This is a genomic window from Aureimonas phyllosphaerae, assembly GCF_900113065.1.
Classification (GTDB): domain Bacteria; phylum Pseudomonadota; class Alphaproteobacteria; order Rhizobiales; family Rhizobiaceae; genus Aureimonas; species Aureimonas phyllosphaerae.
In genome coordinates this window covers 80,494-101,710 of the sequence record NZ_FOOA01000016.1, presented here as the reverse complement: position 1 = coordinate 101,710, position 21,217 = coordinate 80,494, and the positions used below count along the sequence as shown (strand labels likewise).

15 protein-coding genes and 1 pseudogene are annotated in these 21,217 nt (G+C 70.6%); 3 read left to right on the top strand and 13 right to left on the bottom strand.

Going from position 1 to position 21,217, the window contains the following annotated elements; genetic code table 11:
• Positions 1 to 27: 27 nt before the first annotated feature.
• The 5 genes from BM175_RS17145 to BM175_RS17125 form a co-directional block, all read right to left on the bottom strand.
• A complete protein-coding gene (locus BM175_RS17145) occupies positions 28 to 3,036 on the bottom strand; it encodes a 2-oxoglutarate dehydrogenase E1 component (protein WP_090965170.1) in 3,009 nt (1,002 codons plus the stop codon).
• Positions 3,037 to 3,285: 249 nt separating this feature from the next.
• A complete protein-coding gene (sucD, locus tag BM175_RS17140) occupies positions 3,286 to 4,188 on the bottom strand; it encodes a succinate--CoA ligase subunit alpha (protein WP_090965168.1) in 903 nt (300 codons plus the stop codon).
• A gap of 54 nt (positions 4,189 to 4,242) precedes the next feature.
• Positions 4,243 to 5,430 (bottom strand): ADP-forming succinate--CoA ligase subunit beta, encoded by a 1,188-nt coding sequence (gene sucC / locus BM175_RS17135; RefSeq protein ID WP_090965166.1) that lies wholly within the window; start codon positions 5,428 to 5,430, stop codon positions 4,243 to 4,245.
• A 393-nt stretch (positions 5,431 to 5,823) separates the two neighbouring features.
• Positions 5,824 to 7,026, bottom strand: a complete 1,203-nt coding sequence (gene zapE, locus BM175_RS17130; protein ID WP_090965164.1) for a cell division protein ZapE — start codon at positions 7,024 to 7,026, stop codon at positions 5,824 to 5,826.
• 135 nt (positions 7,027 to 7,161) lie between these two features.
• Entirely contained in the window at positions 7,162 to 7,710 is a 549-nt protein-coding gene (locus tag BM175_RS17125; RefSeq protein ID WP_244546054.1) for a protease inhibitor Inh/omp19 family protein, read from the bottom strand.
• A 299-nt stretch (positions 7,711 to 8,009) separates the two neighbouring features.
• Here BM175_RS17125 and BM175_RS17120 point away from each other — a divergent pair, with 299 nt between their 5' ends.
• Positions 8,010 to 9,371, top strand: coding sequence for a dicarboxylate/amino acid:cation symporter (locus tag BM175_RS17120; protein WP_090965162.1), 1,362 nt, complete (start codon positions 8,010 to 8,012; stop codon positions 9,369 to 9,371).
• A gap of 57 nt (positions 9,372 to 9,428) precedes the next feature.
• Here BM175_RS17120 and BM175_RS17115 read toward each other — a convergent pair whose 3' ends face one another.
• The 4 genes and pseudogenes from BM175_RS17115 to BM175_RS17100 form a co-directional block, all read right to left on the bottom strand.
• Entirely contained in the window at positions 9,429 to 10,091 is a 663-nt protein-coding gene (locus BM175_RS17115; protein WP_090965208.1) for a carbonic anhydrase, read from the bottom strand.
• Positions 10,092 to 10,205: 114 nt separating this feature from the next.
• Positions 10,206 to 10,916: pseudogene (locus tag BM175_RS17110) on the bottom strand (DUF429 domain-containing protein); the annotation flags it as partial.
• Positions 10,913 to 11,818 (bottom strand): pyridoxal kinase PdxY, encoded by a 906-nt coding sequence (gene pdxY / locus BM175_RS17105; protein ID WP_090965160.1) that lies wholly within the window; start codon positions 11,816 to 11,818, stop codon positions 10,913 to 10,915. The gene pdxY and the pseudogene BM175_RS17110, both read right to left, overlap by 4 nt.
• 9 nt (positions 11,819 to 11,827) lie before the next feature.
• Positions 11,828 to 12,085 carry a hypothetical protein gene (locus BM175_RS17100; protein ID WP_090965158.1) on the bottom strand — a complete coding sequence of 86 codons (258 nt, stop codon included), beginning with the start codon at positions 12,083 to 12,085 and terminating at the stop codon, positions 11,828 to 11,830.
• A gap of 236 nt (positions 12,086 to 12,321) precedes the next feature.
• Here BM175_RS17100 and BM175_RS17095 point away from each other — a divergent pair, with 236 nt between their 5' ends.
• Positions 12,322 to 17,205: an NAD-glutamate dehydrogenase gene (locus BM175_RS17095; RefSeq protein ID WP_090965157.1), complete on the top strand. Its 4,884-nt coding sequence runs from the start codon at positions 12,322 to 12,324 to the stop codon at positions 17,203 to 17,205.
• 114 nt (positions 17,206 to 17,319) lie between these two features.
• On the opposite strand, the gene BM175_RS17090 is transcribed toward BM175_RS17095, so the two are convergent.
• Positions 17,320 to 17,667: a hypothetical protein gene (locus BM175_RS17090; RefSeq protein ID WP_244546053.1), complete on the bottom strand. Its 348-nt coding sequence runs from the start codon at positions 17,665 to 17,667 to the stop codon at positions 17,320 to 17,322.
• A 114-nt stretch (positions 17,668 to 17,781) separates the two neighbouring features.
• On the opposite strand from BM175_RS17090, the gene BM175_RS17085 reads away from it, so the two are divergent.
• Positions 17,782 to 18,237: a PaaI family thioesterase gene (locus BM175_RS17085; RefSeq protein ID WP_090965155.1), complete on the top strand. Its 456-nt coding sequence runs from the start codon at positions 17,782 to 17,784 to the stop codon at positions 18,235 to 18,237.
• Positions 18,238 to 18,250: 13 nt separating this feature from the next.
• On the opposite strand, the gene purH is transcribed toward BM175_RS17085, so the two are convergent.
• The 3 genes from purH to BM175_RS17070 form a co-directional block, all read right to left on the bottom strand.
• Complete coding sequence (gene purH, locus BM175_RS17080) at positions 18,251 to 19,864, bottom strand: bifunctional phosphoribosylaminoimidazolecarboxamide formyltransferase/IMP cyclohydrolase (RefSeq protein WP_090965153.1); 1,614 nt, start codon at positions 19,862 to 19,864, stop codon at positions 18,251 to 18,253.
• Between the two features lie 117 nt (positions 19,865 to 19,981).
• Positions 19,982 to 20,773, bottom strand: coding sequence for a DUF2189 domain-containing protein (locus tag BM175_RS17075; RefSeq protein WP_090965151.1), 792 nt, complete (start codon positions 20,771 to 20,773; stop codon positions 19,982 to 19,984).
• A 186-nt stretch (positions 20,774 to 20,959) separates the two neighbouring features.
• A complete protein-coding gene (locus BM175_RS17070) occupies positions 20,960 to 21,163 on the bottom strand; it encodes a hypothetical protein (protein WP_090965149.1) in 204 nt (67 codons plus the stop codon).
• Between the last annotated feature and the right edge of the window lie 54 nt (positions 21,164 to 21,217).

Here is a 21,217-nt window from a genome sequence, read left to right as displayed (position 1 = left end):
GCGAGGGCGGGTGGGAGACGGCGGCCCTCAGGCCGCCGTGGTTCCCAGCGCTTCCTCCAGGAAGGCTTCGAGTTGGGCCATGTGCTTCGACATCGTGCCGACGGCCGGCGAGGCGGCCGCCTGACGGCCGGCATAGCGAGCGCGGCGCTTGGTCTCGCCGATGCGGTCGAGCACCCATTCGAGATAGGGCTCGATGAAGCTCCAGGCGCCCATGTTCTTGGGCTCCTCCTGGCACCAGACGATCTCGGCCTGTTTGAAGCGCGACAGCTCGTTGATCAGGGCTTTCGCCGGGAACGGATAGAGCTGCTCGACGCGCAGGAGGTAGATATCGTCGATGCCCCGCTTCTCGCGCTCCTCCAGAAGGTCGTAATAGACCTTGCCGGTGCAGAGCACCACGCGGCGGATGTCCTTGTCCTTCTTCAGCTTCACCGTGACCGAGTTCGGCTTCATCTCGGCGTCGTCCCACAGGAGGCGGTGGAACGTCGTGTCGCCCGCCAGCTCCGACAGGTCGGACGTCGCGCGCTTGTGGCGCAGGAGCGATTTGGGCGTCATCAGGATCAGCGGCTTACGGAAGTCGCGCTTCATCTGCCGGCGCAGGATGTGGAAATAGTTCGCGGGCGTCGTGCAGTTGGCGACCTGCATGTTGTCCTGCGCGCAGGCCTGCAGGAAGCGCTCGAGGCGCGCCGAGGAGTGCTCCGGCCCCTGCCCCTCGTAGCCGTGCGGCAGCAGCATGACGAGGCCCGACATGCGCAGCCACTTGGCTTCTCCGCTCGAGATGAACTGGTCGATCACGACCTGCGCGCCGTTCACGAAGTCGCCGAACTGGGCTTCCCAGAGCGTCAGCGCGTTCGGCTCGGCGAGCGAGTAGCCGTATTCGAAGCCGAGCACGGCCTCTTCCGAGAGCATCGAGTTGATGACCTCGTAGTTCGCCTGGCCCTTCGCGAGGTGGGACAGCGGAATGTAGCGGCTCTCGTCGCGCTGGTCGTAGAGGACCGAGTGGCGCTGCGAGAACGTGCCGCGCTCCGAATCCTGACCCGACAGGCGGATCGGCGTGCCCTCGGCGAGCAGCGACGCAAAGGCCAGCGCCTCGCCGGTCGCCCAGTCGAGGTTCTCGCCGGTCTCGATCGCCTTGGCGCGGTTGTCGAGGAAGCGGCCGATGGTCTTGTGGACCTCGAAGCCCTCCGGCACCTCGGTGAGCTTCTGGCCGAGTTCCTTCAGCGTCTTGACCGGCACGCCGGTCGTGCCGCGGCGCTGCTCGTCCTCGTCGTCGGCGCGGCGAAGGCCCGACCACGCGCCGTCCAGCCAGTCGGCCTTGTTCGGGTTGTAGCTCTGGCCCGCCTCGTACTCGCCCTCGAGCTGGGTGCGGAACTCGGCCTTGCGCGCCTCGACGTCGCCGTCCGACAGGACGCCGGCCTCGACGAGCTTCCGGGCGTAGATCTCGAGCGTCGTCTTATGCTCGCGGATCTTGCGGTACATGATCGGCTGCGTGAAGCCGGGCTCGTCGCCCTCGTTGTGGCCGAAGCGGCGATAGCAGAACATGTCGACCACCACCGGCTTGTGGAAGGTCTGCCGGTACTCGATCGCGATCTTAGCCGCATAGGTCACGGCTTCCGGGTCGTCGCCGTTGACGTGGAAGATCGGGGCCTCGACCATCTTCGCCACATCGGACGGATAGGGCGAGGAGCGCGAGAAGCGCGGATTGGTGGTGAAGCCGATCTGGTTGTTGATGATGAAGTGTAGGGTGCCGCCGACGCGGTGGCCCTTGAGGCCCGACAGGCCGAAGCACTCGGCGACGACGCCCTGGCCGGCGAAGGCCGCGTCGCCGTGGATGAGGAGCGGCAGCACCTGGTTGCGCACCTCCTGCGGCACGACCTCGGTGCGGGTGCGACCGCCGCCGAGCTGGTCCTGCTTGGCGCGCGCCTTGCCCATCACGACCGGGTTGACGATCTCGAGATGCGAAGGGTTGGCGGTCAGCGAAAGGTGGACCGAGTTGTTGTCGAACTCGCGGTCCGCCGAGGCGCCCAGATGATACTTGACGTCGCCCGAGCCCTCGACGTCCTCGGGCTTGTAGGAGCCGCCCTTGAACTCGTGGAAGATCGCGCGGCGCGGCTTGCCCATGACCTGGGCGAGCACGTTGAGGCGGCCGCGATGGGCCATGCCCAGCACGATCTCCTTCAGGCCCATCTGGCCGCCGCGCTTGATGATCTGCTCGAGCGCCGGGATCAGCGCCTCGCCGCCGTCGAGGCCGAAGCGCTTGGTGCCCTTGTACTTGACGTCCAGGAACTTCTCGAAGCCTTCCGCCTCGATCAGCTTGTTGAGGATGGCGCGCTTGCCCTGATCGGTGAACTCGACGCCCTTGCCCGCGCCCTCCATGCGCTCCTGGATCCACTGCTTCTCCAGCGGATTGGAGATGTGCATGAACTCGACGCCGACCGTGCCGCAATAGGTGCGCTTCAGGATGTCGACCATCTGGCGGACGGTCGCGAACTCCATGCCGAGCACGTTGTCGATGAAGATGCGGCGGTCGAGATCGGCCTCGGTGAAGCCGTAGTTCTCGGGGGAGAGCTCGTGGTAGTCGTCCTCGGGCGCGGCGAGGCCGAGCGGGTCGAGCTTGGCGTGGAGATGGCCGCGCACCCGGTAGGCGCGGATCAGCATCAGGGCGCGCACCGAATCGCGCGTCGCCTGCAGGATCGCGGCCTCGGAGGGCGCCTCGCCCTTGGGCGCCGCGGCGCTCGCCTTGTCGCGCAGCTTCTTCTCGACGCGGATCTCCGCCTCGCCCCAGTTGCCGTCGAGGGCGGCGACGAGCTCGCCGTTCGGCGTCACCGGCCAGTTGGGCTTCGTCCAGGACGGGCCTTCCGCGTTCTTGACGACGGTCGCCTTGTCGTCGGCGACCTGGCCGAAGAACTCGCGCCATTCGGCGGCCACCGAGGACGGGTCGCGCTCGTAGGCGGCGGCCAGCGTCTCGATGTAGTCGGCATTGCCGCCATAGAGGAAGGAGGTCGCCGCGAAGGTCTCGTTCGCCGGATTGCGTGCCATGATGATGACAAAGCGGCCCCCGCTTCTTCAGCGAACGCCGTCTCCCTGAAAGATGATCGGAGGCGGAAGGCCAAGGGCCTCCGCCGCTCACTCGAACGCGTTCGGCTGAAAGGTCGCCCGCCGGGTCGAGACCCGAGGAGCGGCCGCGCGGGCCGAAACGCCGCGCGGCTGGCTTCACGTATCATTCCGGCCAGATAGGGGCGCGACGGTTAAAAATCGAATGACCGCCCCGATCCGGCTCGCCGGTCTTCAGCCCTTGAGGACCTCGACCAGCGTCTTGCCGAGGCGCGCCGGGGACGGCGAGACGCGAATGCCCGCCGCTTCCATCGCCGCGATCTTGGATTCCGCGTCGCCCTTGCCGCCCGAGACCACCGCGCCGGCGTGGCCCATGGTGCGGCCCTTGGGGGCCGTGCGACCCGCGATGAAGCCGGCCATGGGCTTCTTGCGGCCGCGCTTGGCCTCGTCGATCAGGAACTGGGCGGCGTCCTCTTCAGCCGCGCCGCCGATCTCGCCGATCATGATGATCGATTTCGTCTCGTCGTCGGCGAGGAACATCTCGAGGACGTCGATGAACTCGGTGCCCTTGACCGGATCGCCGCCGATGCCGACGGCCGTCGTCTGGCCGAGGCCCTCGTTCGTGGTCTGGAACACCGCCTCGTAGGTCAGCGTGCCGGAGCGCGAGACGATGCCGACATTGCCCTTCTTGAAGATCGACCCCGGCATGATGCCGATCTTGCACTCGTCCGGCGTCATGATGCCGGGGCAGTTGGGGCCGAGAAGGCGCGACTTCGAGCCGTCCAGGCGGCGCTTCACGCGCACCATGTCGAGGACGGGAATGCCCTCGGTGATGCAGGTGATGAAGGGGATCTCGGCCTCGATCGCCTCGATGATGGCGTCGGCGGCCCCGGCCGGCGGCACGTAGATCACGGAGGCGTTGGCGCCGGTCGCATCCTTGGCCTCGGCGACCGTGGCGTAGATCGGCAGGCTCTCGCCCTTCGATCCGGTCCAGGTCTCACCGCCCTTCTTGGGGTGGATGCCGGCGACCATCTGCGTGCCGTGATAGGCGAGCGCCTGTTCCGTGTGGAACGTGCCGGTCTTGCCGGTCAGGCCCTGCACGATGATCTTGGTGTTCTTGTCAACGAGAATGGACATGGGTCTTTCGAGACTCCAGAAAAAGCGTCGTTCGGCAGACGGAAAGCGTGCGGATCAGACCGCCGCGACGATCTTCTGCGCGGCGTCGTCGAGGTCGTCCGCCGCCGTGATGGCAAGGCCCGACTCGTTGAGGATCTTCTTGCCGAGCTCGACATTCGTGCCTTCGAGGCGCACGACGAGCGGCACCTTCAGGCCGACTTCCTTCACCGCCGCGACGACGCCCTCGGCGATCACGTCGCACTTCATGATGCCGCCGAAGATGTTGACGAGGATGCCCTGCACCGCCGGGTCCGCCGTGATGATCTTGAAGGCCGCCGCGACCTTCTCCTTCGACGCGCCACCGCCGACGTCGCAGAAGTTCGCCGGCTCCTTGCCGTAGAGCTTGATGATGTCCATCGTCGCCATGGCGAGACCGGCGCCGTTCACCATGCAGCCGATGTTGCCGTCGAGCGCGACATAGGCGAGGTCCCAGGCCGAGGCCTCGATCTCCTTGGCGTCCTCTTCGGTCTCGTCGCGAAGCGCCTTCATGTCATCGTGGCGGAACAGCGCGTTGCCGTCGAACGAGACCTTGGCGTCGAGGACGCGCAGGTGGCCGTCGGTCATGACGATGAGCGGGTTCACCTCGAGGAGCGCCATGTCCTTCTCGGTGAAGGCCTTGTAGAGCGCCGGGAACAGGGACTTGGCGTCCTCGCGGGCCGCACCCTCGAGGCCGTAGGCGTCCGAGATCTCGGCGACGTCCGCGTCGGTGACGCCCGTCTCCGGGTCGATCGCGACGGTGATGATCTTCTCCGGCGTGTCGTGGGCGACCGCCTCGATGTCCATCCCGCCCTCGGTGGAGACGACGAAGGCGACGCGCCCGACCGAGCGGTCGACGAGGAGCGAGCAGTAGAGTTCGCGGGCGATGTCGGCGCCGTCCTCGATGTAAAGGCGGTTCACCTGCTTGCCGGCCTCGCCCGTCTGGGCGGTGACGAGCGTGTTGCCGAGCATCTCCGTCGCGTGCGCGACGGCCTCTTCCACGGACTTGGCGAGGCGCACGCCGCCCTTGGCGTCCGCGCCGAGCTCCTTGAACTTGCCCTTGCCGCGGCCGCCCGCATGGATCTGCGACTTCACGACATAGAGCGGACCGGGAAGCTGCCGGGCGGCGGCCTCGGCTTCGGACGCGCTGGTGATCGCGACGCCCGAGGCGACCGGGGCGCCGAAGCCCTTGAGGACCTGCTTGGCCTGGTATTCGTGGATGTTCATGAAAGCTTCCCGTTGCGGATGGCTGCGAGGGACGAAGGAGACGAGGTCGGGGCGCCCGGACCGCCCGCCCACGCGCCCGGCCCGGCGACGCGCCGCGGAGCGGTGGAAAATTGGGGAGGTCTCGTCATCGGACGCCCTTCGGGTTCCTGAATGCGGCCCGCATTCCCGGGGGCCGGGCAGGCCGGTCGATGCGACCGTCACGGCAGCCGGGACGGACGCGCCTTCTGGTCCTGCGTCGGGCAGGGGGATACTCCGTGCGGGCGACGGGTGCAATGGCCGCAGCGCAGCGCAAGGGAATTCAACCGGTTAGGCTATATGGGGCTTACGTAAGCGTCATTCGTTTCCCGGCATGATTCCAACGACGTGGCCGCTTGCGGCCTTGTCGGAAAATTTTCATGCGTGATCGGCGTCTCCTGAGCGTTCCGCACCGCTCCGCCGCCGTTCGGCCTCCGCGAGATAGGCGACGGAGCGCATCTCGATCAGGCGCGACACCGTGCGGTCGAACTCGAACGCCTCCGTGCCGCTCGGGGCGCGGTAGAGCGCCTCGGCGGGCGCTGCGGCCGAGACGACCACCCGGCGATGGGCGTCATAGAGCGTGTCGATCAGGAGGATGAAGCGCTTGGCCTCGTTGCGCTCGGCTGCCGCCATCACCGGCACGCCGTCGACCATCACCGTATGGTAGCGCGCGGCAATCGCCAGGAAGTCGGCGGCACCGAGGGGCCTGGAGCAGAGGTCGGCGAAGGCGAAGCGCGCGGCGCCCCCGCCCGCCCGCGGCACGGCGATCGAGCGTCCGCGGAACGGCAGGCTTTCGGGAGCCTCCGGCGCGGGTCCGAGGATCGAGCGCCACAGCCCGTCCATCCGCCGGTCCGTCTCGGGGCCGAGCGGCGTGAGGTAGAGGTCGCCCGCCCCGATCGTCTCCATCCGGTAGTCGGTCGGCGCGTCGAGGAAGAGAATGTCGGTGTGCGCCTTCAATGTCTCGACGAAGGGCAGGAACAGCGGCCGGTTCAGCCCGTCGCGGTAGAGATCGTCCGGCGCGACGTTGGAGGTCGCGATCAGCGTCAGCCCGCGGGCGAAGAGCGCGTCGAAGAGGCGCGACAGGATCATCGCGTCGGCGATGTCGGTCACGGTGAACTCGTCGAAGCACAGGAGACGCGTCTCGGCCGCCACGGCCTCGGCCACCGGCGGGATCGGGTCGTCGCCCCGCGCCTCGCCCGCCTTCACCGCCGCGCGGTGCGCGTTGATGCGCCCGTGCATCTCGGCCATGAACTCGTGGAAGTGGAGGCGTCGCTTGCCCTCCACCGGCGCCGTCTGGAAGAACAGGTCCATCAGCATGGACTTGCCGCGCCCGACCGAGCCGTAGATGTAGACGCCGCGCGGGGCGGCGGGGCGCTCGCGCCGGCCGAACAGCCAGCCGAGCGCGCTCGACTTCACCGGCAGCGCTGCGGCCTTCAATTCGCGCCCCAACCGGTCGAGGCGGTCGGCGACACCGGCCTGGACCGCGTCCTCGCGCAAGGATCCGGCCGCCACGCGCCGCGCGAGTTCGGCGCGCACGGGACCGCGCTCGCCCCCGACGGAGCCGTAGCCTTGGTGCGGCATGATCTTGGACCTTCCGGGACGATGGGCCCCGGGCGTCCCTCGTCACCGACGGAACGACGGGCGACGCGGGCGTCGCCGAAGGGGCTCCGGCGGTGCCGCGCGAAACCATCCGCGCGGCACGCTTGCCTGATGCGCTTAGCGGTAGAGGCTGACCGACTGGCCGCCGCTGGTGGTGCCCTCGTAGCGGGTGCCGCCGGTGTTGTTGAGGGTCGCGACGGTGGAGCCGCCCGAATCCTTCAGCACCACCTGGCTGCCCGAGACGTCCCAGGCCGACACGTCGGCGACCTGGCCGGGGCAGCCGCGCGAGGCGGCGCGGTAGCCGCCCGTCCACTGCGTCAGCGCCATGAAGATCTGGCAGTTGCCGCCGCCCGACGACACGCGCCAGGCGCCGACCAGCCCTTCGCGCGTCACCGGCGCGGCCGAGGCGGTCTGGGTCGGGGCGGGCGTCTGCGCGGCGGCCGACGCGTCGGCCGTCGGGGTGACGGGCGCCGGGGTCACGGGCGCGGCCGGCGGCGGGGGCGGCGGCGGCAGCTGGTTGGAATAGACCTGGCCGGTCGGGGCCGCACGCAGGGGAGCCGGGCTGCGCACATTGCTGCCGCCGCCGAAGCTCGGGCCCGCCGACTGGCAGCCGGCAAGCGCCAGCACGGCCGCAAGGCCGAAGCCCATCCTGATCATCTGGGTCATCCCCGTTCCCCGTCGTTGGTTGTCGCGCGAGATCGCGCCGTCCGCATCACCGGCTGTAGAAAGGGTGTTTACCATGTTTCGCAAGCGAAGCGCCCGCAATTCCGGCCGCCGTCCCCAACGCTGTGGCCGACGCGCAACGCTGCGCGCGGCCCACCGGAACGGTCGGGCGGGAAACGATGTTTCCCTTATCGATCGCGCCGCAACACGGACATGCTTCGGCCCGCGCGCCGTCATGCCCTAGATAGGGGTCCTTCCCGCACGCCCGTCCCACGGCATGCGCTTCCTCTCGGAGTTTCCCGATGGCCGCCCCCGCTGCCGCCGCCCCGTCCCGGCCAAAAAAGCCGCTCTGGACGAATTTCGGCTTCCAAATCCTTGTCGCGCTCGTGCTCGGCATCGTGCTCGGCCTCGTCGCCCGCTCCATGGGGCCTGGCGCGGACGGGCCGAACTGGCTGACGCAGACCCTCTCGACCGTCGGCTCGTCCTTCGTCTCGCTTCTGCGGACCGTGGTGCCGGTCCTCGTCTTCACCGCGATCGTCGCCTCGATCGCCAACCTTCGCGCGCTCGACAACGCCGCGCGCCTCGTCTGGCAGACGCTTCTCTGGTTCGCGATCACCGCCTTCATCGCGGTCCTCATCGGCATCGCGCTCGGCCTGATCTTCCAGCCGGGCCTCGGCACCTCGGTGGCGCGCGAGGCGGCCGCCGCGCCGGCGCGCTCGGGGTCCTGGCTCGATTTCCTCACCGGGCTGATCCCGTCCAACATCCTCGGCCTGCAAGCGTCCACCAGCCTTCGCGAGGGCGGCGCCTCGACCAGCCTCAACTTCAACGTCCTCCAGATCCTCGTGATCTCGATCGCGGTCGGCGTCGCGGCGCTGAAGGTCGGCGAGGCCGCCGAGCCCTTCCTCGCCTTCAACCGCTCGTTCCTGAAGATCGTCCACAAGGTGCTCTGGTGGATCATCCGCCTGACGCCGATCGCGACCGTCGGCCTCCTCGGCAACGCGGTGGCGGTGTACGGCTGGGAGACGCTCGCCCAGCTCGGCACGTTTTCCGCCGCGATCTATGTCGGCCTCGCGCTGGTGCTCTTCGTGGTCTATCCGACGCTTCTCATCGCGCACGGCCTCAGCCCGTTGCGCTACTTCCAAGGCGCCTGGCCGGCGATCCAGTTCGCCTTCGTGTCGCGCTCCTCGATCGGCACGATGCCGATCACCGAGCGGGTGACGGAAAAGAGCCTCGGCGTGCCGCGCGAGTATTCGAGCTTCGCGGTGCCGCTCGGCTCGACCACCAAGATGGACGGCTGCGCCTCGATCTACCCGGCGATCTCGGCGATCTTCGTCGCCCAGTTCTTCGGCGTGCCGCTCGGGATCGAGGACTATCTCCTGATCGTCTTCGTCGCGGTCGTCGGCTCGGCGGCGACGGCCGGCCTCACCGGCGCGACCGTCATGCTGACGCTGACGCTCTCGACCCTCGGCCTGCCGCTCGAGGGCGTCGGCCTCCTCCTCGCCATCGACCCGATCCTCGACATGGGCCGCACGGCCGTCAACGTCGCGGGACAGGCGCTGGTGCCGACCATCGTCGCCAAGCGCCAGGGCATCCTCGACGAGGCCGCCTTCAACCGTGCCGGGTCGATCGAGGCGCTCGACGCCGGTCCGGTCCCGGCGGAGTAAGGCTTCGGCTCCCGGCGACGACAAGCTGCCGGGGGCCTTCTCTCAGCCGAGCGCGGCTCAGATCACCGCGTCCTCGACATCGACCAACGGGCGCTGGAAGTCGCCGGTCTCGGCATCCATCGCCCACAGCTCGGCGGTCGAGATGTCGAACCAGGCGCCGTAGAGGTTGAGCTCGCCCGCCCGCTCGCGCGCGGCGATGTAGGGGAAGGAGCGAAGGTTGGCGATCGAGGTGCGGATCGAGATCCGCTCGAGCGCCGTCTGCCGCTCGCCAGACGTCATCAGCTCGTTGGCCGCCACCGTCTCGGCCACCGGCTGCAGGATGCTCATCCACTTGCCGATGAAGTCGCCGGGCGAGAGCGGCTCGGCACCGGTGGTCAGCGCCGCCTTGATGCCGCCGCAGCGACCGTGGCCCATCACCACGATGTTCTTCACCTTCAGCGCCTGCACCGCGAATTCCAGCGCGGCGGACGTGCCGTGGAACTCGCCGTCCGGGTTGTAGGGCGGCACGAGGTTGGCGACGTTGCGCACCACGAAGAGCTCGCCGGCGCCGGCACCGAAGATCGTCTCGGGCGCGGCGCGCGAGTCGCAACAGGCGATGACCATGGTCTCCGGCGTCTGGCCGTCGCGCGCCAGCGCCCGGTAGGTCTGCGTTTCCTGGAGATAGCGGCCCTGCACGAAACTGCGGTAGCCGGACACGAGGGCATCGGGGAGAAGGGTCATCGTCGCTCCGTCGCTGGTTCGGATCGCTTCTAGACCAGTTTCTTCCGCGCTGCACAGGGGGTCCCGCGGCAGCCAGATCGCGACGGGAAGGCCGTGCGCGTCGCGCTCCGGCGGGTCGGGAAAAGGCCGCGCCCGGCCCGCCGCCACCGCGCGCGCCACGATCAGCATCGCGCAGGCGTCGATGCGGTCGTCCTCGCCGACGCCGCGCGGTCGCACGGCGAGAAGAAGCGCCGGCGGAAGACCCGCGCGTTCGAGGAGCGCGCGGCGCTCGCCGAGCCCCGGCGCGTTCGGCCGGCCGCTGCGCTTCTTGGGATGCGCCATCGCCGTGCCCCCGTTCAGGGCGGCGAACGCCGCCTCGGGATGGCTCTCGAAGATGCGGACCGCCAGCGCCGGCTCGGCGCGCAGGAGCCGGTCGATCTCAAGGATCTTCGGAAACAGCATGAAGCCCTGGCGCGAGACGCCGCGCGCCGGCTCGGAGCGCGCCCGGGCCAGCGCCGAGGCGCGGGCATGAGCGGCGGCGCGCGCCGTCTCCGAGCCGTGCGGCCCGTCCCAGGCCTCGACCGCCGCGCGCGCGGGGATCGCAAAAAGGCTCGACCGGCGGGCCCCGAGCATCGGGCGCACCGCGGTCTCGGCCGTGCGCCCCAGGCCGCGGATCGTCTCGGGCAGGCCGATCGGCATGTCGACGACGACGATCGCATCATCCGGAAGAGCTTGGAGAAGGCCTTGGAAACTCGCATGGACGGCGAGCGCGGTCGTCCCGTCCTCGTGCTGCACTGCCGCGATCCAGCCGCCCGGGCAGCCATCGACACCGGCGAGCGTCCTCACGCCCGCCGCCCGCCCCCCGCCGGCTGCAGCCGGCGCATCTGGACCATCGCCATCGGCGTCTTCAGGCTGTCGGCGTCGGTCTCCAGGGTCAGCTCGTCCTTGCCGCGCTTGGTGGTGCGGGCGAGGATCTCGAACACGGCGGCCGTCGTGCCCTGCAGCGCCTTTTCGCCCGCGGCGCCCGACAGGATACGCGCCAGGAACACGGCGCCCGTCAGGTCCCCGAGCCCGTTCGGCACGCCCTCGATGCGCCGGTGCTCGGCCAGCAGCGCCGCGCCGTCCTCGACGAGAAGGTTGCCGATGCCGCCGCGCAGGAGCGGAAAGGCCGAGGTGACGACGACACGCGCCGGCCCGAGCGCGCTCGCCGCCTCGACGAGGTGTGCGTTGGTCGAGAACTCGAGCCCGGTGAGGAACTCGAGCTCGAACCGGTTGGGCGTCGCGATGTCGGCGCGCGGGACGAGAAGGTCGCGCACCGCCGCCACGGTCTCGGCCGGCTGGTAGAGCCGCCCGCCCCCGTCCCCGCCGTCGCCGAGCACGGGATCGCAGAGATAGAGCGCCTGGGGGTTGGCGCGGCGCACGGCATCCACCAGCTTCGCCACCGGCTCGACCTGATGCGCGGCGCCGAAATAGCCGGAGATCACCGCCCCGACCTCGCCGAGCCAGGGCGCGCGCACGAGGTCGTCGACGAAGGCGCCGAACGCCGTCTCGTCCGGCACGATGCGCGTCGCCGGTCCATGGCCGGGATGCCAGGGCAGGGTGACGGTCGGCACCGACCAGACGGGAAAGCCGAGCGATTCCAGCGCGAACACCACGGCGCGGTTGCCCACGGTGCCGCGCGCGACATGGCTTGAGATCGACAGGACGGCCGGCTTGTCGCCACCGGGTACGGATGCGGAAAGGCTCATCGGCGTCCTTCAGAGGGCGGAGAGCTGATAGGCGAGCCCGACCGCCAGCCCGATCACCGCGACGAGGCCGGCCAGCCGGCCGATCCGTGTGCCGACGACCTCCATCCGTTCGGCCGGATCGGCGTCCGCCGCCCAGAAATGGCGGCGCAGGCCCCGCGCCATGCTCTCGGCGGCGGCCCCGGTCTGGGGCTCGGTTTCCTGGCGCACGCGCCGCAGGATGGCCTCGGCCTCCTGCTGCCGCGCCCGATCGTCGGACGGGTTCGTCATGGCCCGGACCCTCGCGCAAAAGCATGACGAGAGCAATACGAGCGCCGCCACGGATCGGGGCATGGACCGGCCGCAGACATGACGGCCGGCCGCCCTATAAGTCTCGCGTGGTGGCGACCCGATCCGAGAAGCACGGTTGCCCCGACCCGGCCCTCATGGTCCCGTCACGGGCCGATGAGATGATTCGCTTCCGGCCTGACAGGGGCCGAGCCGACCGACTTCCCGAGGGGACACGCATGGCAACCGAGCCGAACCCGACCAAGAACCGGATCATCGCCGGGGCTCTGGCCCTCCTGCCCGAGACGGGCCCGGGCCGGCGGCTGGCGCCCCTCCTCTTCGCCCGCCCGCCGGCGGACGACCTCCTGGCCTTCGCGCCCGAGGCGCTGGCCAAGCTGACCGACGAGGCCGCCGGCGTCCTCGAGCGCCACCGGTCGGGCGAGACCGTCGTCTCCGTGCGCCGCCTTCGGGGCGAGCTGCGCGCCGGCGAGCCGGTGACCGCGATCACCATCGCCCATGACGACATGCCCTTCCTGTTCGATTCGGTGATCGCCGAGATCGCCGACCGGGCGCCGGCGATCCACGAGATCTCGCATCCGATCCTTCTCGTCGAGCGCGACGCCGGCGGCGTGCCGCTCGGCTTTGCCGAGCGCCGGCCGGGCACATCCGGCGGCGAGCCCGTCAGCCTGATCCAGGTCGTGATCGAGCCGATGCCGGACCCGGCGGCCGAGGAGGCGCTGGCACGCAATCTCGAGGCGATCCTCGGCGAGGTCGCCGTCGCGAACGCCGATTTCGATTCCATGCGCCGGCGCGTCATTGAGGCGGCCCGCACCATCGAGGCGCGCGCCGGCCGCGAGGCGAATGCGGAGCGCGCGGCGAGCGAGCGCGAGGGCGCCGCGCTTCTCGACTGGCTCGCCAACGGCAACTTCATCTTCCTCGGCCTTCGCGAGTTCGCCTATCACCCGGAGGGCGAGGCGCTGCGGCGCGTCGAGGGCAGCGACCTCGGCATCCTGCGCGATCCCGCCGTCAGGGTCCTGCGCCGCGAGGGCGCGGCCGAGGCGCCGAGCCCCGAGCTGCGCGCCTTCCTGGAAGATCCCGAGCCGCTGATCGTGGCCAAGGCCAACTCGCGCTCGCGCGTGCACCGGCGCGCCTACATGGACTATGTCGGCATCAAGCTGCGCGATGCGGACGGCCGGCTGACCGGCGAGCTGCGCGTCGTCGGCCTCTTCGCCTCCTCGGCCTACACCCAGACGCTCGCCGCGATCCCCTACCTGCGCGCCAAGGCCGCCACGGTCACGGAGCGCCTCGGCTTCTCGCCGAACTCCCATTCCGGCAAGGCGCTGGCCGTCGCGCTGGAGACCTACTCGCGCGACGAGATGTTCCAGATCGACGTCGATCTCCTGGAGCGCTTCGTCGGAATCGTCACGGAACTCGGCGAGCGGCCGCGCATCCGCGTCCTGCCGCGCATCGACCGGTTCGACCGCTTCGTCTCGGTGCTCGTCTTCGTGCCGCGCGAGCGCTACGACGCGCGCCTGCGCGACGAGATCGGCGTGCTGCTCGCCGAGCGCTACGACGGCCACATCTCGGCCTACTACCCGAACTTTCCCGAAGGGGCGCTCGCCTCGATCCACTTCATCATCGGGCGCGCGGGCGGCCCGACGCCCGAGCCCGACGAGGCCGAGCTCGAGGCGGAGATCGCCGCCATCGCCCGCGACTGGTCGCTCGCCTTCGAGCGGGCGGCCGCGCGCACCGGGCGGATCGGCGAGCTGACGGCGCTCGCCCCGGGCCTTCCCGGCGGCTACCGCGACGCGGTCGATCCGCAGGAGGCGGTGGAGGACGCCGCGCGCATCCTCGACCTTCGCCCCGGCGCCCCGCTCGGCATCGACTTCTACCGCCGCGAGGGCGACGAGGACGCCTCGCTGCGCCTCAAGATCTTCCACCTCGGAGAGGCTTTGCCGCTGTCGCGCCGGGTGCCGATCCTGGAGAACATGGGCTTCTCGCCGCTCGCCGAGCAGACGCACGAGATCGCGCGCGCCGACGGCAGCCATGTCTGGCTCCACGACATGGAGCTGATCCCGCGCTCGGGCAACATCGCCGCGCTCGCCGACAAGGGCTTGGCGCTGGAGGCGACGCTGCAGGCCGTGGTCGACGGGCGGATCGAGGACGACGCCTTCAACGCGCTGGTGTTCTCGGCCGGGCTCGACTGGCGCGAGGCGAACGTCCTGCGCGCCTATGCGCGGTATCTGCGCCAGACGGGCTTTGCGACGACGGCCGAATTCATGGCGCAGGTGCTGGAGCGCCAGCCGGGCGTCGCGCGCGCGCTGATCGAGCTGTTCGCGGGCGCCTTCGATCCGGCGCGCGAGCACCGGCCGGACGCGCTGCCGGAGGATCTGGCGGGCGACGCGGAGGCGGCTCAGGCCGCCGCGCGCGGCGCGCTGGCCCCTCTCCTCGCCCTTCGTCAGGCGCTCGACACGATCACCAGCCTCGACGAGGACCGCGTGGTGCGCCGGCTGATGGGCGCGGTGCTGGCGACCCTTCGCACCAACTTCTATGCCGTGCCCGACGTGTCGGCCGATCCCAACTCCGTGCCGACCGCGGTCAAGCCCGCGCTCGCCTTCAAGATCGATCCGCACCGCATCGAGGGCATGCCCGCGCCCGTACCCTACCGCGAGATCTTCGTGTTCGATGCGCGCGTCGAGGGTGTCCACCTGCGCTTCGGCCCGGTGGCGCGCGGCGGCCTGCGCTGGTCCGACCGCTCGCAGGACTACCGCACCGAGATCCTCGGCCTCGTGAAGGCGCAGCAGGTCAAGAACGCCGTGATCGTGCCGGTCGGCTCCAAGGGCGGCTTCTACCCCAAGCGCCTTGCCGACGCGGCCAACCGCGAGGCCTGGTTCGAGAGCGGGCGCGCCGCCTATGTCGTCTTCATCGCCTCGCTCCTGTCGGTCACCGACAACATCGAGCCCTCGGGCGAGACGGTGACGCCGACCGGCGTCATCGCCTACGACGACCTCGATCCCTATTTCGTGGTGGCGGCCGACAAGGGCACGGCGACCTTCTCCGACACGGCCAACGCGGTGGCGCGGGCGCGCGGCTTCTGGCTGGACGACGCCTTCGCCTCCGGCGGCTCGGCCGGCTACGACCACAAGGCGATGGGCATCACCGCGCGCGGCGCCTGGGAGGCGGTGAAGCGCCACTTCCGCGAGATGGGCCGCGACGGCCGCGCGTGGGACATCCAGTCCGAGCCCTTCACGGTGGCCGGCTGCGGCGACATGTCGGGCGACGTCTTCGGCAACGGCATGCTCCTGTCGCGCAAGATCCGGCTGGTCGCGGCCTTCGACCACCGTGACATCTTCATCGACCCGAATCCGGACGAGGAGCGCTCGTTCGAGGAGCGCCAGCGCCTTTTCGCCCTGCCCCGCTCGTCCTGGGCCGACTTCGACCGCTCGGCGATCTCCGCCGGGGGCGGCGTCTTCTCGCGGCGCGACAAGCTGATCCGCCTGTCGCCCGAGGCCGCCGCCGCGATCGGCCTCGACAAGCCCTCGGGCACGCCCGCCGAGATCATCACGGCGATCCTGAAGAGCCCGGTCGACCTTCTCTGGTTCGGCGGCATCGGCACCTATATCCGCGCCGCCGCCGAGACCAACCTCGACGTCGGCGACCGCGCCAACGACGCCGTGCGCATCGCCGGCCGCGAGGTGCGCGCCAAGGTGATCGGTGAGGGCGCCAATCTCGGGCTGACTCAAGGAGGCCGCATCGAGGCGGCGCGCGCCGGCGTGCGGCTCAACACCGACGCGATCGACAACTCGGCCGGCGTCAACACGTCGGACGTCGAGGTCAACTTCAAGATCGCGCTGCGCCAGCCGCTCGCCGAAGGGCGCCTCTCGCGCGAGGAGCGCGACCGACTGCTCGGCTCGATGACCGACGAGGTGGCGCGGCTGGTTCTCGCCAACAACTACGCGCAGACGCTCGCGATCTCGCTGGAGGAGCGGGCGGGCGTCTCGCGCCTCGCCTTGCAGGCGCGGCTGATGACGGCGCTGGAGGAAACCGGGGCGCTCGACCGGCAGGTCGAGACCCTGCCCTCTCCCGGCGCCATCGCCGACCTTCGCGCGAGGGGCCAGAGCCTGTCGCGACCGGAGTTCGCCGTCCTCCTCGCCTATGCCAAGATCGATCTCTTCAACGCGCTGGTCTCCGGCCCGTTGCCGGACGATCCCTACCTCGCCGGTCGCCTCATGGCCTATTTCCCGCAGGCGCTGCGCGAGAAGTTCGAGGCCGACATCTCGGCCCATCGCCTGCGCCGGGAGATCGTCGCGACGGGGCTCGCCAACGCCTTCGTCAATCATCTCGGCGTGTCCTTCGCGACGGTCCTGCGCGACGCGACGGGGCGCTCGGGCTCCAATCTCGTCAGCGCCTATGTCGCCATCCACGACGGGTTCGCGATCGCCGACCTCCTGCGCGAGATCGACGCGCTGGACGCCCGGTTGCCGGGCACAGTGCAGAACGATCTCTACGCCGCTGTGTCGTTCTTCCTCCAGGTCGGCGTCGTCGGTCTCGTGCGCTCCGGCGCGTTCGATCTCGGCGAGACAGTCGCCGCGCTCCGGCGCCTGTCGGCGGAGTTCGGACCGGCCCTCGTCGAGATGGCGAGCGAGCATGCCCGCGCCGATTTCACCACCCGGCAGTCGGACTGGGTCTCGGCCGGGGTGCCGGAGGAACTGGCGACCCGCATCGCCCGCCTGCCGCTTCTGGCGCTGGTGCCGGATGTCGAGCGTGTTTCACGTGAAACCGGCCGATCCTTCGGCGAGGCGATGCGCGCGACCTTCGCGCTGACGCAGGCGCTCCACATCGGCCAGCTCGAGGAAGCGCTCGTGACGCTCCGTCCGACGGACTACTACGAGACGCTGGCGCTGGAGCGCGCCGGCAGCCAGATCGCCCGCGAGCGCAAGCGGCTGACGATCCTCGCGCTGAACGAGGGAAAGGGCGAGGACCCGGTCGCGGACTGGGCGGCGGCGGAGGGCGACACGCTGCGCGCGGCGGCCGAGCAGCTGCAGCGGCTGGCCGGCACCGGCGAGACCTCGGTCTCGCGCCTGACGCTCGCCGCCGGCCTCCTGCAGGATGTCGGAATCTGACGAGCCGAAACCTTGAGCCCTCCGGCGAACACAGGGTCGCCGGAGGGGTAATTCGAGAACGGGATTGCGTGGCCCGTCCGGCCGGGTGCGGCCGGCGGGGAATCGATCCGACGCTCAGGTCGGATTGGCGCTTCCCGTTCCGTTCGGCTGATCGGGCACCACGCTCGGCGGAATCACCGGCGTCGTGCCCGGGTCGGGGTCCGGCACCGGTGCCTCGATGCCAGACGTGCCGGTGGGCGGCGGCGTCAGGACCCCGCCGCAGTCGGCGAGCTGGCCGCTCAGCGTCTGGCCGTCGGCGCCATGGGGCTGGGCCGCGCAGGGATCGGTCGAGGGCGGGATCGCTTGCGCCTCCGTATCGGGAACGCTCGGCGTGGGCGTCGCCGGGCTGGTGGTCTGGGCGCCGGCGGGCGCAGCGCTCCAAAGCAGCGCGGCGCAAAGGACGGTCGTCATGCGATGGGTCATCGGAGGGCTCCTGTTCGCTTCGAACAACGCCGACCGGCGGCGATCGCTCCCGCTCCGCGGTCCTGCCAAAAGGTGCCGGTGGCGGGCGGACGGGCGGCTTGCTAAGCCGGAGGGATGGACCCGCTCGCCCCCGCCGCCCCTCTCGTGCCCCGCCTGACGCTCGGGCAGGTCTCCGATTTCCTCGACGCCGCCTTTCCGCCCGACGCGCGGCCCGCGCTCGGCACGCTGGTCGAGCTTCGGCCGGGACGCCTGCGGATGCGCCTCGACCCGCAGCCTGCGATGCTGCGGCCGGGCGCGATCGTGTCAGGCCCGACGCTGATGGCGCTCGCCGATGTCGCCGCCTACGCTGTGATCGCCGCCCATCACGGGCCGGAGGCGATGGCGCTCACCAGCACCCTGTCGATCGCCTTCCTGCGCCCCTGCCGGCCCGAGCCGGTCTTTGCGGACGCCAACCTCCTGAAGCTCGGCCGCCGCACCGCGACGGTCGACGTCCGCCTGTGGCAGGGCGACGACCGCCGGCTCGTCGCGCAGGCGACGGTCGGCTACGTCCTGCCGGACGCAGCCGCCTGACGCCGGGCGCGTCTTAGTGCCGGAAGTGGCGCATGCCAGTGAAGACCATGGCGATGTCGTTGTCGTCGGCCGCCTGGATCACCTCGGCGTCGCGCATCGAGCCGCCCGGCTGAATCACCGCGCGCGCGCCGGCGGCGACCGCCGACAGGAGGCCGTCGGCGAAGGGGAAGAAGGCGTCGGAGGCGACCACCGAGCCCTGTGTTAGCACCGGGCCGCCGGCGCCTCTCGCGGCGTCCTCGGCCTTGCGGGCGGCGATGCGGGCCGAATCGACGCGGCTCATCTGGCCGGCGCCGATGCCGACGGTCGCAAGATTCCGGGCGTAGACGATGGCATTGGACTTCACGTGCTTGGCGACGCGGAAGGCAAAGCGCAGGTCGGCCATCTCGACCTCGCTCGGCGCGCGCTTCGTCACCACCTTGAGGTCGAGCGCGTCCACCGTGCCGGAATCGCGCGACTGGACGAGGAGACCACCCGCCACCGACTTCACCAGGAGCCCCGCCGCGCGCGGGTCGGGCAGGCCGCCGGTGAGCAGCAGGCGCAGGTTCTTCTTGGCCGCCACCAGCGCAATCGCCTCCTCGTCGGCGTCGGGCGCGATGATGACCTCGGTGAAGACCTTGACGATCTCGGCGGCCGACGTCGCGTCGAGCCGCCGGTTCAGCGCCACGATGCCGCCGAAGGCCGACACCGGGTCGCAGGCGAGCGCGCGCTCGTAGGCGTCGAGGATCGAGGCGCCTTCCGCGACGCCGCAGGGGTTGGCGTGCTTGATGATCGCGACGGCCGCCGTGCGGGCGGCGTCGAACTCGGCGACGAGCTCGAACGCGGCGTCGGTGTCGTTGATGTTGTTGTAGGACAGCTCCTTGCCCTGCACCTGCCGCGCAGTGGCGACGCCGGGACGCTGCGAGCCGTCGAGATAGAAGGCGGCCGACTGGTGCGGGTTCTCGCCGTAGCGGAGCGACGAGGCGAGCGTGCCGGCGAAGGCGCGCCGCGCCGGGGCCGCATCGCCGGTCTCGCCCGCGAACCAGGTGGAGACCGCCGCGTCATAGGCCGCCGTCATGCCGAAGGCCTTGGCGGCGAGGCTTCGGCGACGCTCGAGGCCGACCGCCCCGCCGTTCTCGCGAAGCTCCTCGAGGAACGCCGTGTAGTCGGCCGGGTCGGTGAGGACCGAAACGTAGGCGTGGTTCTTGGCGCCGGCGCGGATCATCGCGGGACCGCCGATGTCGATGTTCTCGATGATCGAGGCACGGTCGGCGCCCGACGCCACGGTCTCGGCGAACGGGTAGAGGTTGACGACGAGAAGGTCGATGCCGTGGATGCCGTGCGTCTCCATCGCGCCGGCATGCGCCGGGTCGGCGCGGATGCCGAGAAGCCCGCCGTGGACGTTCGGATGCAGCGTCTTGACGCGGCCGTCCATGATCTCGGGAAAGCCGGTCAGCTCCGAGACGTCGCGCACCGGCAGGTTCGCGGCTTCCAGCGCCGCGCGCGAACCGCCGGTCGAGACGAGTTCCACGCCGAGCTCGACGAGCCCGCGCGCCAGATCCACCATGCCGGCCTTGTCGAACACCGACAGGAGGGCGCGGGCGACCTTGTGGCGGTCGGGGGCGGGGGTGCGGTTGGCGGCGACGGCCATGGGGAGCATCCTTTTCGAAGGCGGCATGGGGCGCCGCCTCCGACCGAAGGCGCGCCGTTCGTGCCGCCCCCATAGGACGGGCGCGCGCGCCACACAACCGCCCCGTGGGCCGGAACGTCAGGCCATGACGCGGCGATAGAGATGCCAGGTCGCGTGGCCGAGCACCGGCAGCACCACCGCGAGACCGACGAGGAGCGGCAGGGAGCCGAGAATCACGAGCCCCGCGACGATCGCCGCCCAGACCGTCATGGTCAGCGGATTGGCCCGCACGGCGGCGACCGAGGCCGCCATCGCCTCGCCCGCGCCATAGCCCCGGTCGAGGATCAGGGGCAGCGACAGGGCGCCGACGCAGAAGGCGACCGCCGCGAACAGGAAGCCGACGAGATGGCCGACGAGGAGAAGGGTCCAGCCGGCGGGCGTCGCCATCAGCGCTTCGAGAAACGCCGGGTAGCTCGTGGCCTCGATGTCCGGCGCCAGACGCGCGAAGAGGCCCTCTGCGCTGAGAAGCCAGAGCGCGAAGAGGGCGAAGAGCGTCAGCGCGACGCGCGCGATGGCGACGCGCGCGGGGCTCCGGAGGACGGCAAAGGCCTCGCGCCACGTCGGATGCTCGCCCCGCTCCTCGCGCCGGCTCATCTCGTAGAAGCCGAGCGCGGCGACGGGTCCGACCAGCGCGAAACCGGCCACCAGCGGAAACAGGATCGGAAAGGCGTTGGCGTTGGTCGCCGCCAGCGCGATCGCGATGCCGGCGAGCGGGTAGATCGCTGCCAGGAACACGAGATGCGTCGGGCGGCGGCGGAAATCGTCGAGACCGCGGGCGAGGCTGAGGGTCAGGTCGGCGGTGGTGATGCGGCGGATGACGGGCAGGCGATGGCCGGTCAGCCGCGAGGCGTCGAGCGGCAGAGCTCTCATGGATCCGTTCTCCTCTGGCCGAGGATGAGCCGGTCGGATCGTGTCGAGCCGGTCGGACCGGCGGGAGCGGGCGGCCAGGAGCCGAACTCCCGTGCATACGATCCGGTGAAAGCTAGTCCGCTCGGGAGCGCTTGGCGAGACGGGGATTTCAGAAGCCGCCTCAACACATCGCGAGCGGCCACGCGGTCAGGGCCTGACGGCGAGCGCCGCGTCGCCCGGCTGGGCCGGGCGGACCGGGCTTCCCGCGCTCGGCGTCTCGGGCGCCGCGGCCGGCGGGGTGCGGCCGCCGAGGCCGTCCAGCGTATTGGGCAGCACCCCGACCGCGCGGTTCATCCCCCCGCAGCCGGACAGGAGGAGGACAAAGCCGAGGCCGAGACAGAGGCGGTGCATGAGCGTTTCTCCGGGTGGTTGCCGGAGGAGATAGGGCGACATGCCCCCCGCGTC

Coding starts and splice junctions, on each gene's coding strand:
- BM175_RS17145 (WP_090965170.1), bottom strand. CDS start 3,036: ATGGCACGCAATCCGGCGAACGAGACCTTCGCGGCGACCTCCTTCCTC.
- sucD (WP_090965168.1), bottom strand. CDS start 4,188: ATGTCCATTCTCGTTGACAAGAACACCAAGATCATCGTGCAGGGCCTG.
- sucC (WP_090965166.1), bottom strand. CDS start 5,430: ATGAACATCCACGAATACCAGGCCAAGCAGGTCCTCAAGGGCTTCGGC.
- zapE (WP_090965164.1), bottom strand. CDS start 7,026: ATGCCGCACCAAGGCTACGGCTCCGTCGGGGGCGAGCGCGGTCCCGTG.
- BM175_RS17125 (WP_244546054.1), bottom strand. CDS start 7,710: ATGACCCAGATGATCAGGATGGGCTTCGGCCTTGCGGCCGTGCTGGCG.
- BM175_RS17120 (WP_090965162.1), top strand. CDS start 8,010: ATGGCCGCCCCCGCTGCCGCCGCCCCGTCCCGGCCAAAAAAGCCGCTC.
- BM175_RS17115 (WP_090965208.1), bottom strand. CDS start 10,091: ATGACCCTTCTCCCCGATGCCCTCGTGTCCGGCTACCGCAGTTTCGTG.
- pdxY (WP_090965160.1), bottom strand. CDS start 11,818: ATGAGCCTTTCCGCATCCGTACCCGGTGGCGACAAGCCGGCCGTCCTG.
- BM175_RS17100 (WP_090965158.1), bottom strand. CDS start 12,085: ATGACGAACCCGTCCGACGATCGGGCGCGGCAGCAGGAGGCCGAGGCC.
- BM175_RS17095 (WP_090965157.1), top strand. CDS start 12,322: ATGGCAACCGAGCCGAACCCGACCAAGAACCGGATCATCGCCGGGGCT.
- BM175_RS17090 (WP_244546053.1), bottom strand. CDS start 17,667: ATGACCCATCGCATGACGACCGTCCTTTGCGCCGCGCTGCTTTGGAGC.
- BM175_RS17085 (WP_090965155.1), top strand. CDS start 17,782: ATGGACCCGCTCGCCCCCGCCGCCCCTCTCGTGCCCCGCCTGACGCTC.
- purH (WP_090965153.1), bottom strand. CDS start 19,864: ATGGCCGTCGCCGCCAACCGCACCCCCGCCCCCGACCGCCACAAGGTC.
- BM175_RS17075 (WP_090965151.1), bottom strand. CDS start 20,773: ATGAGAGCTCTGCCGCTCGACGCCTCGCGGCTGACCGGCCATCGCCTG.
- BM175_RS17070 (WP_090965149.1), bottom strand. CDS start 21,163: ATGCACCGCCTCTGTCTCGGCCTCGGCTTTGTCCTCCTCCTGTCCGGC.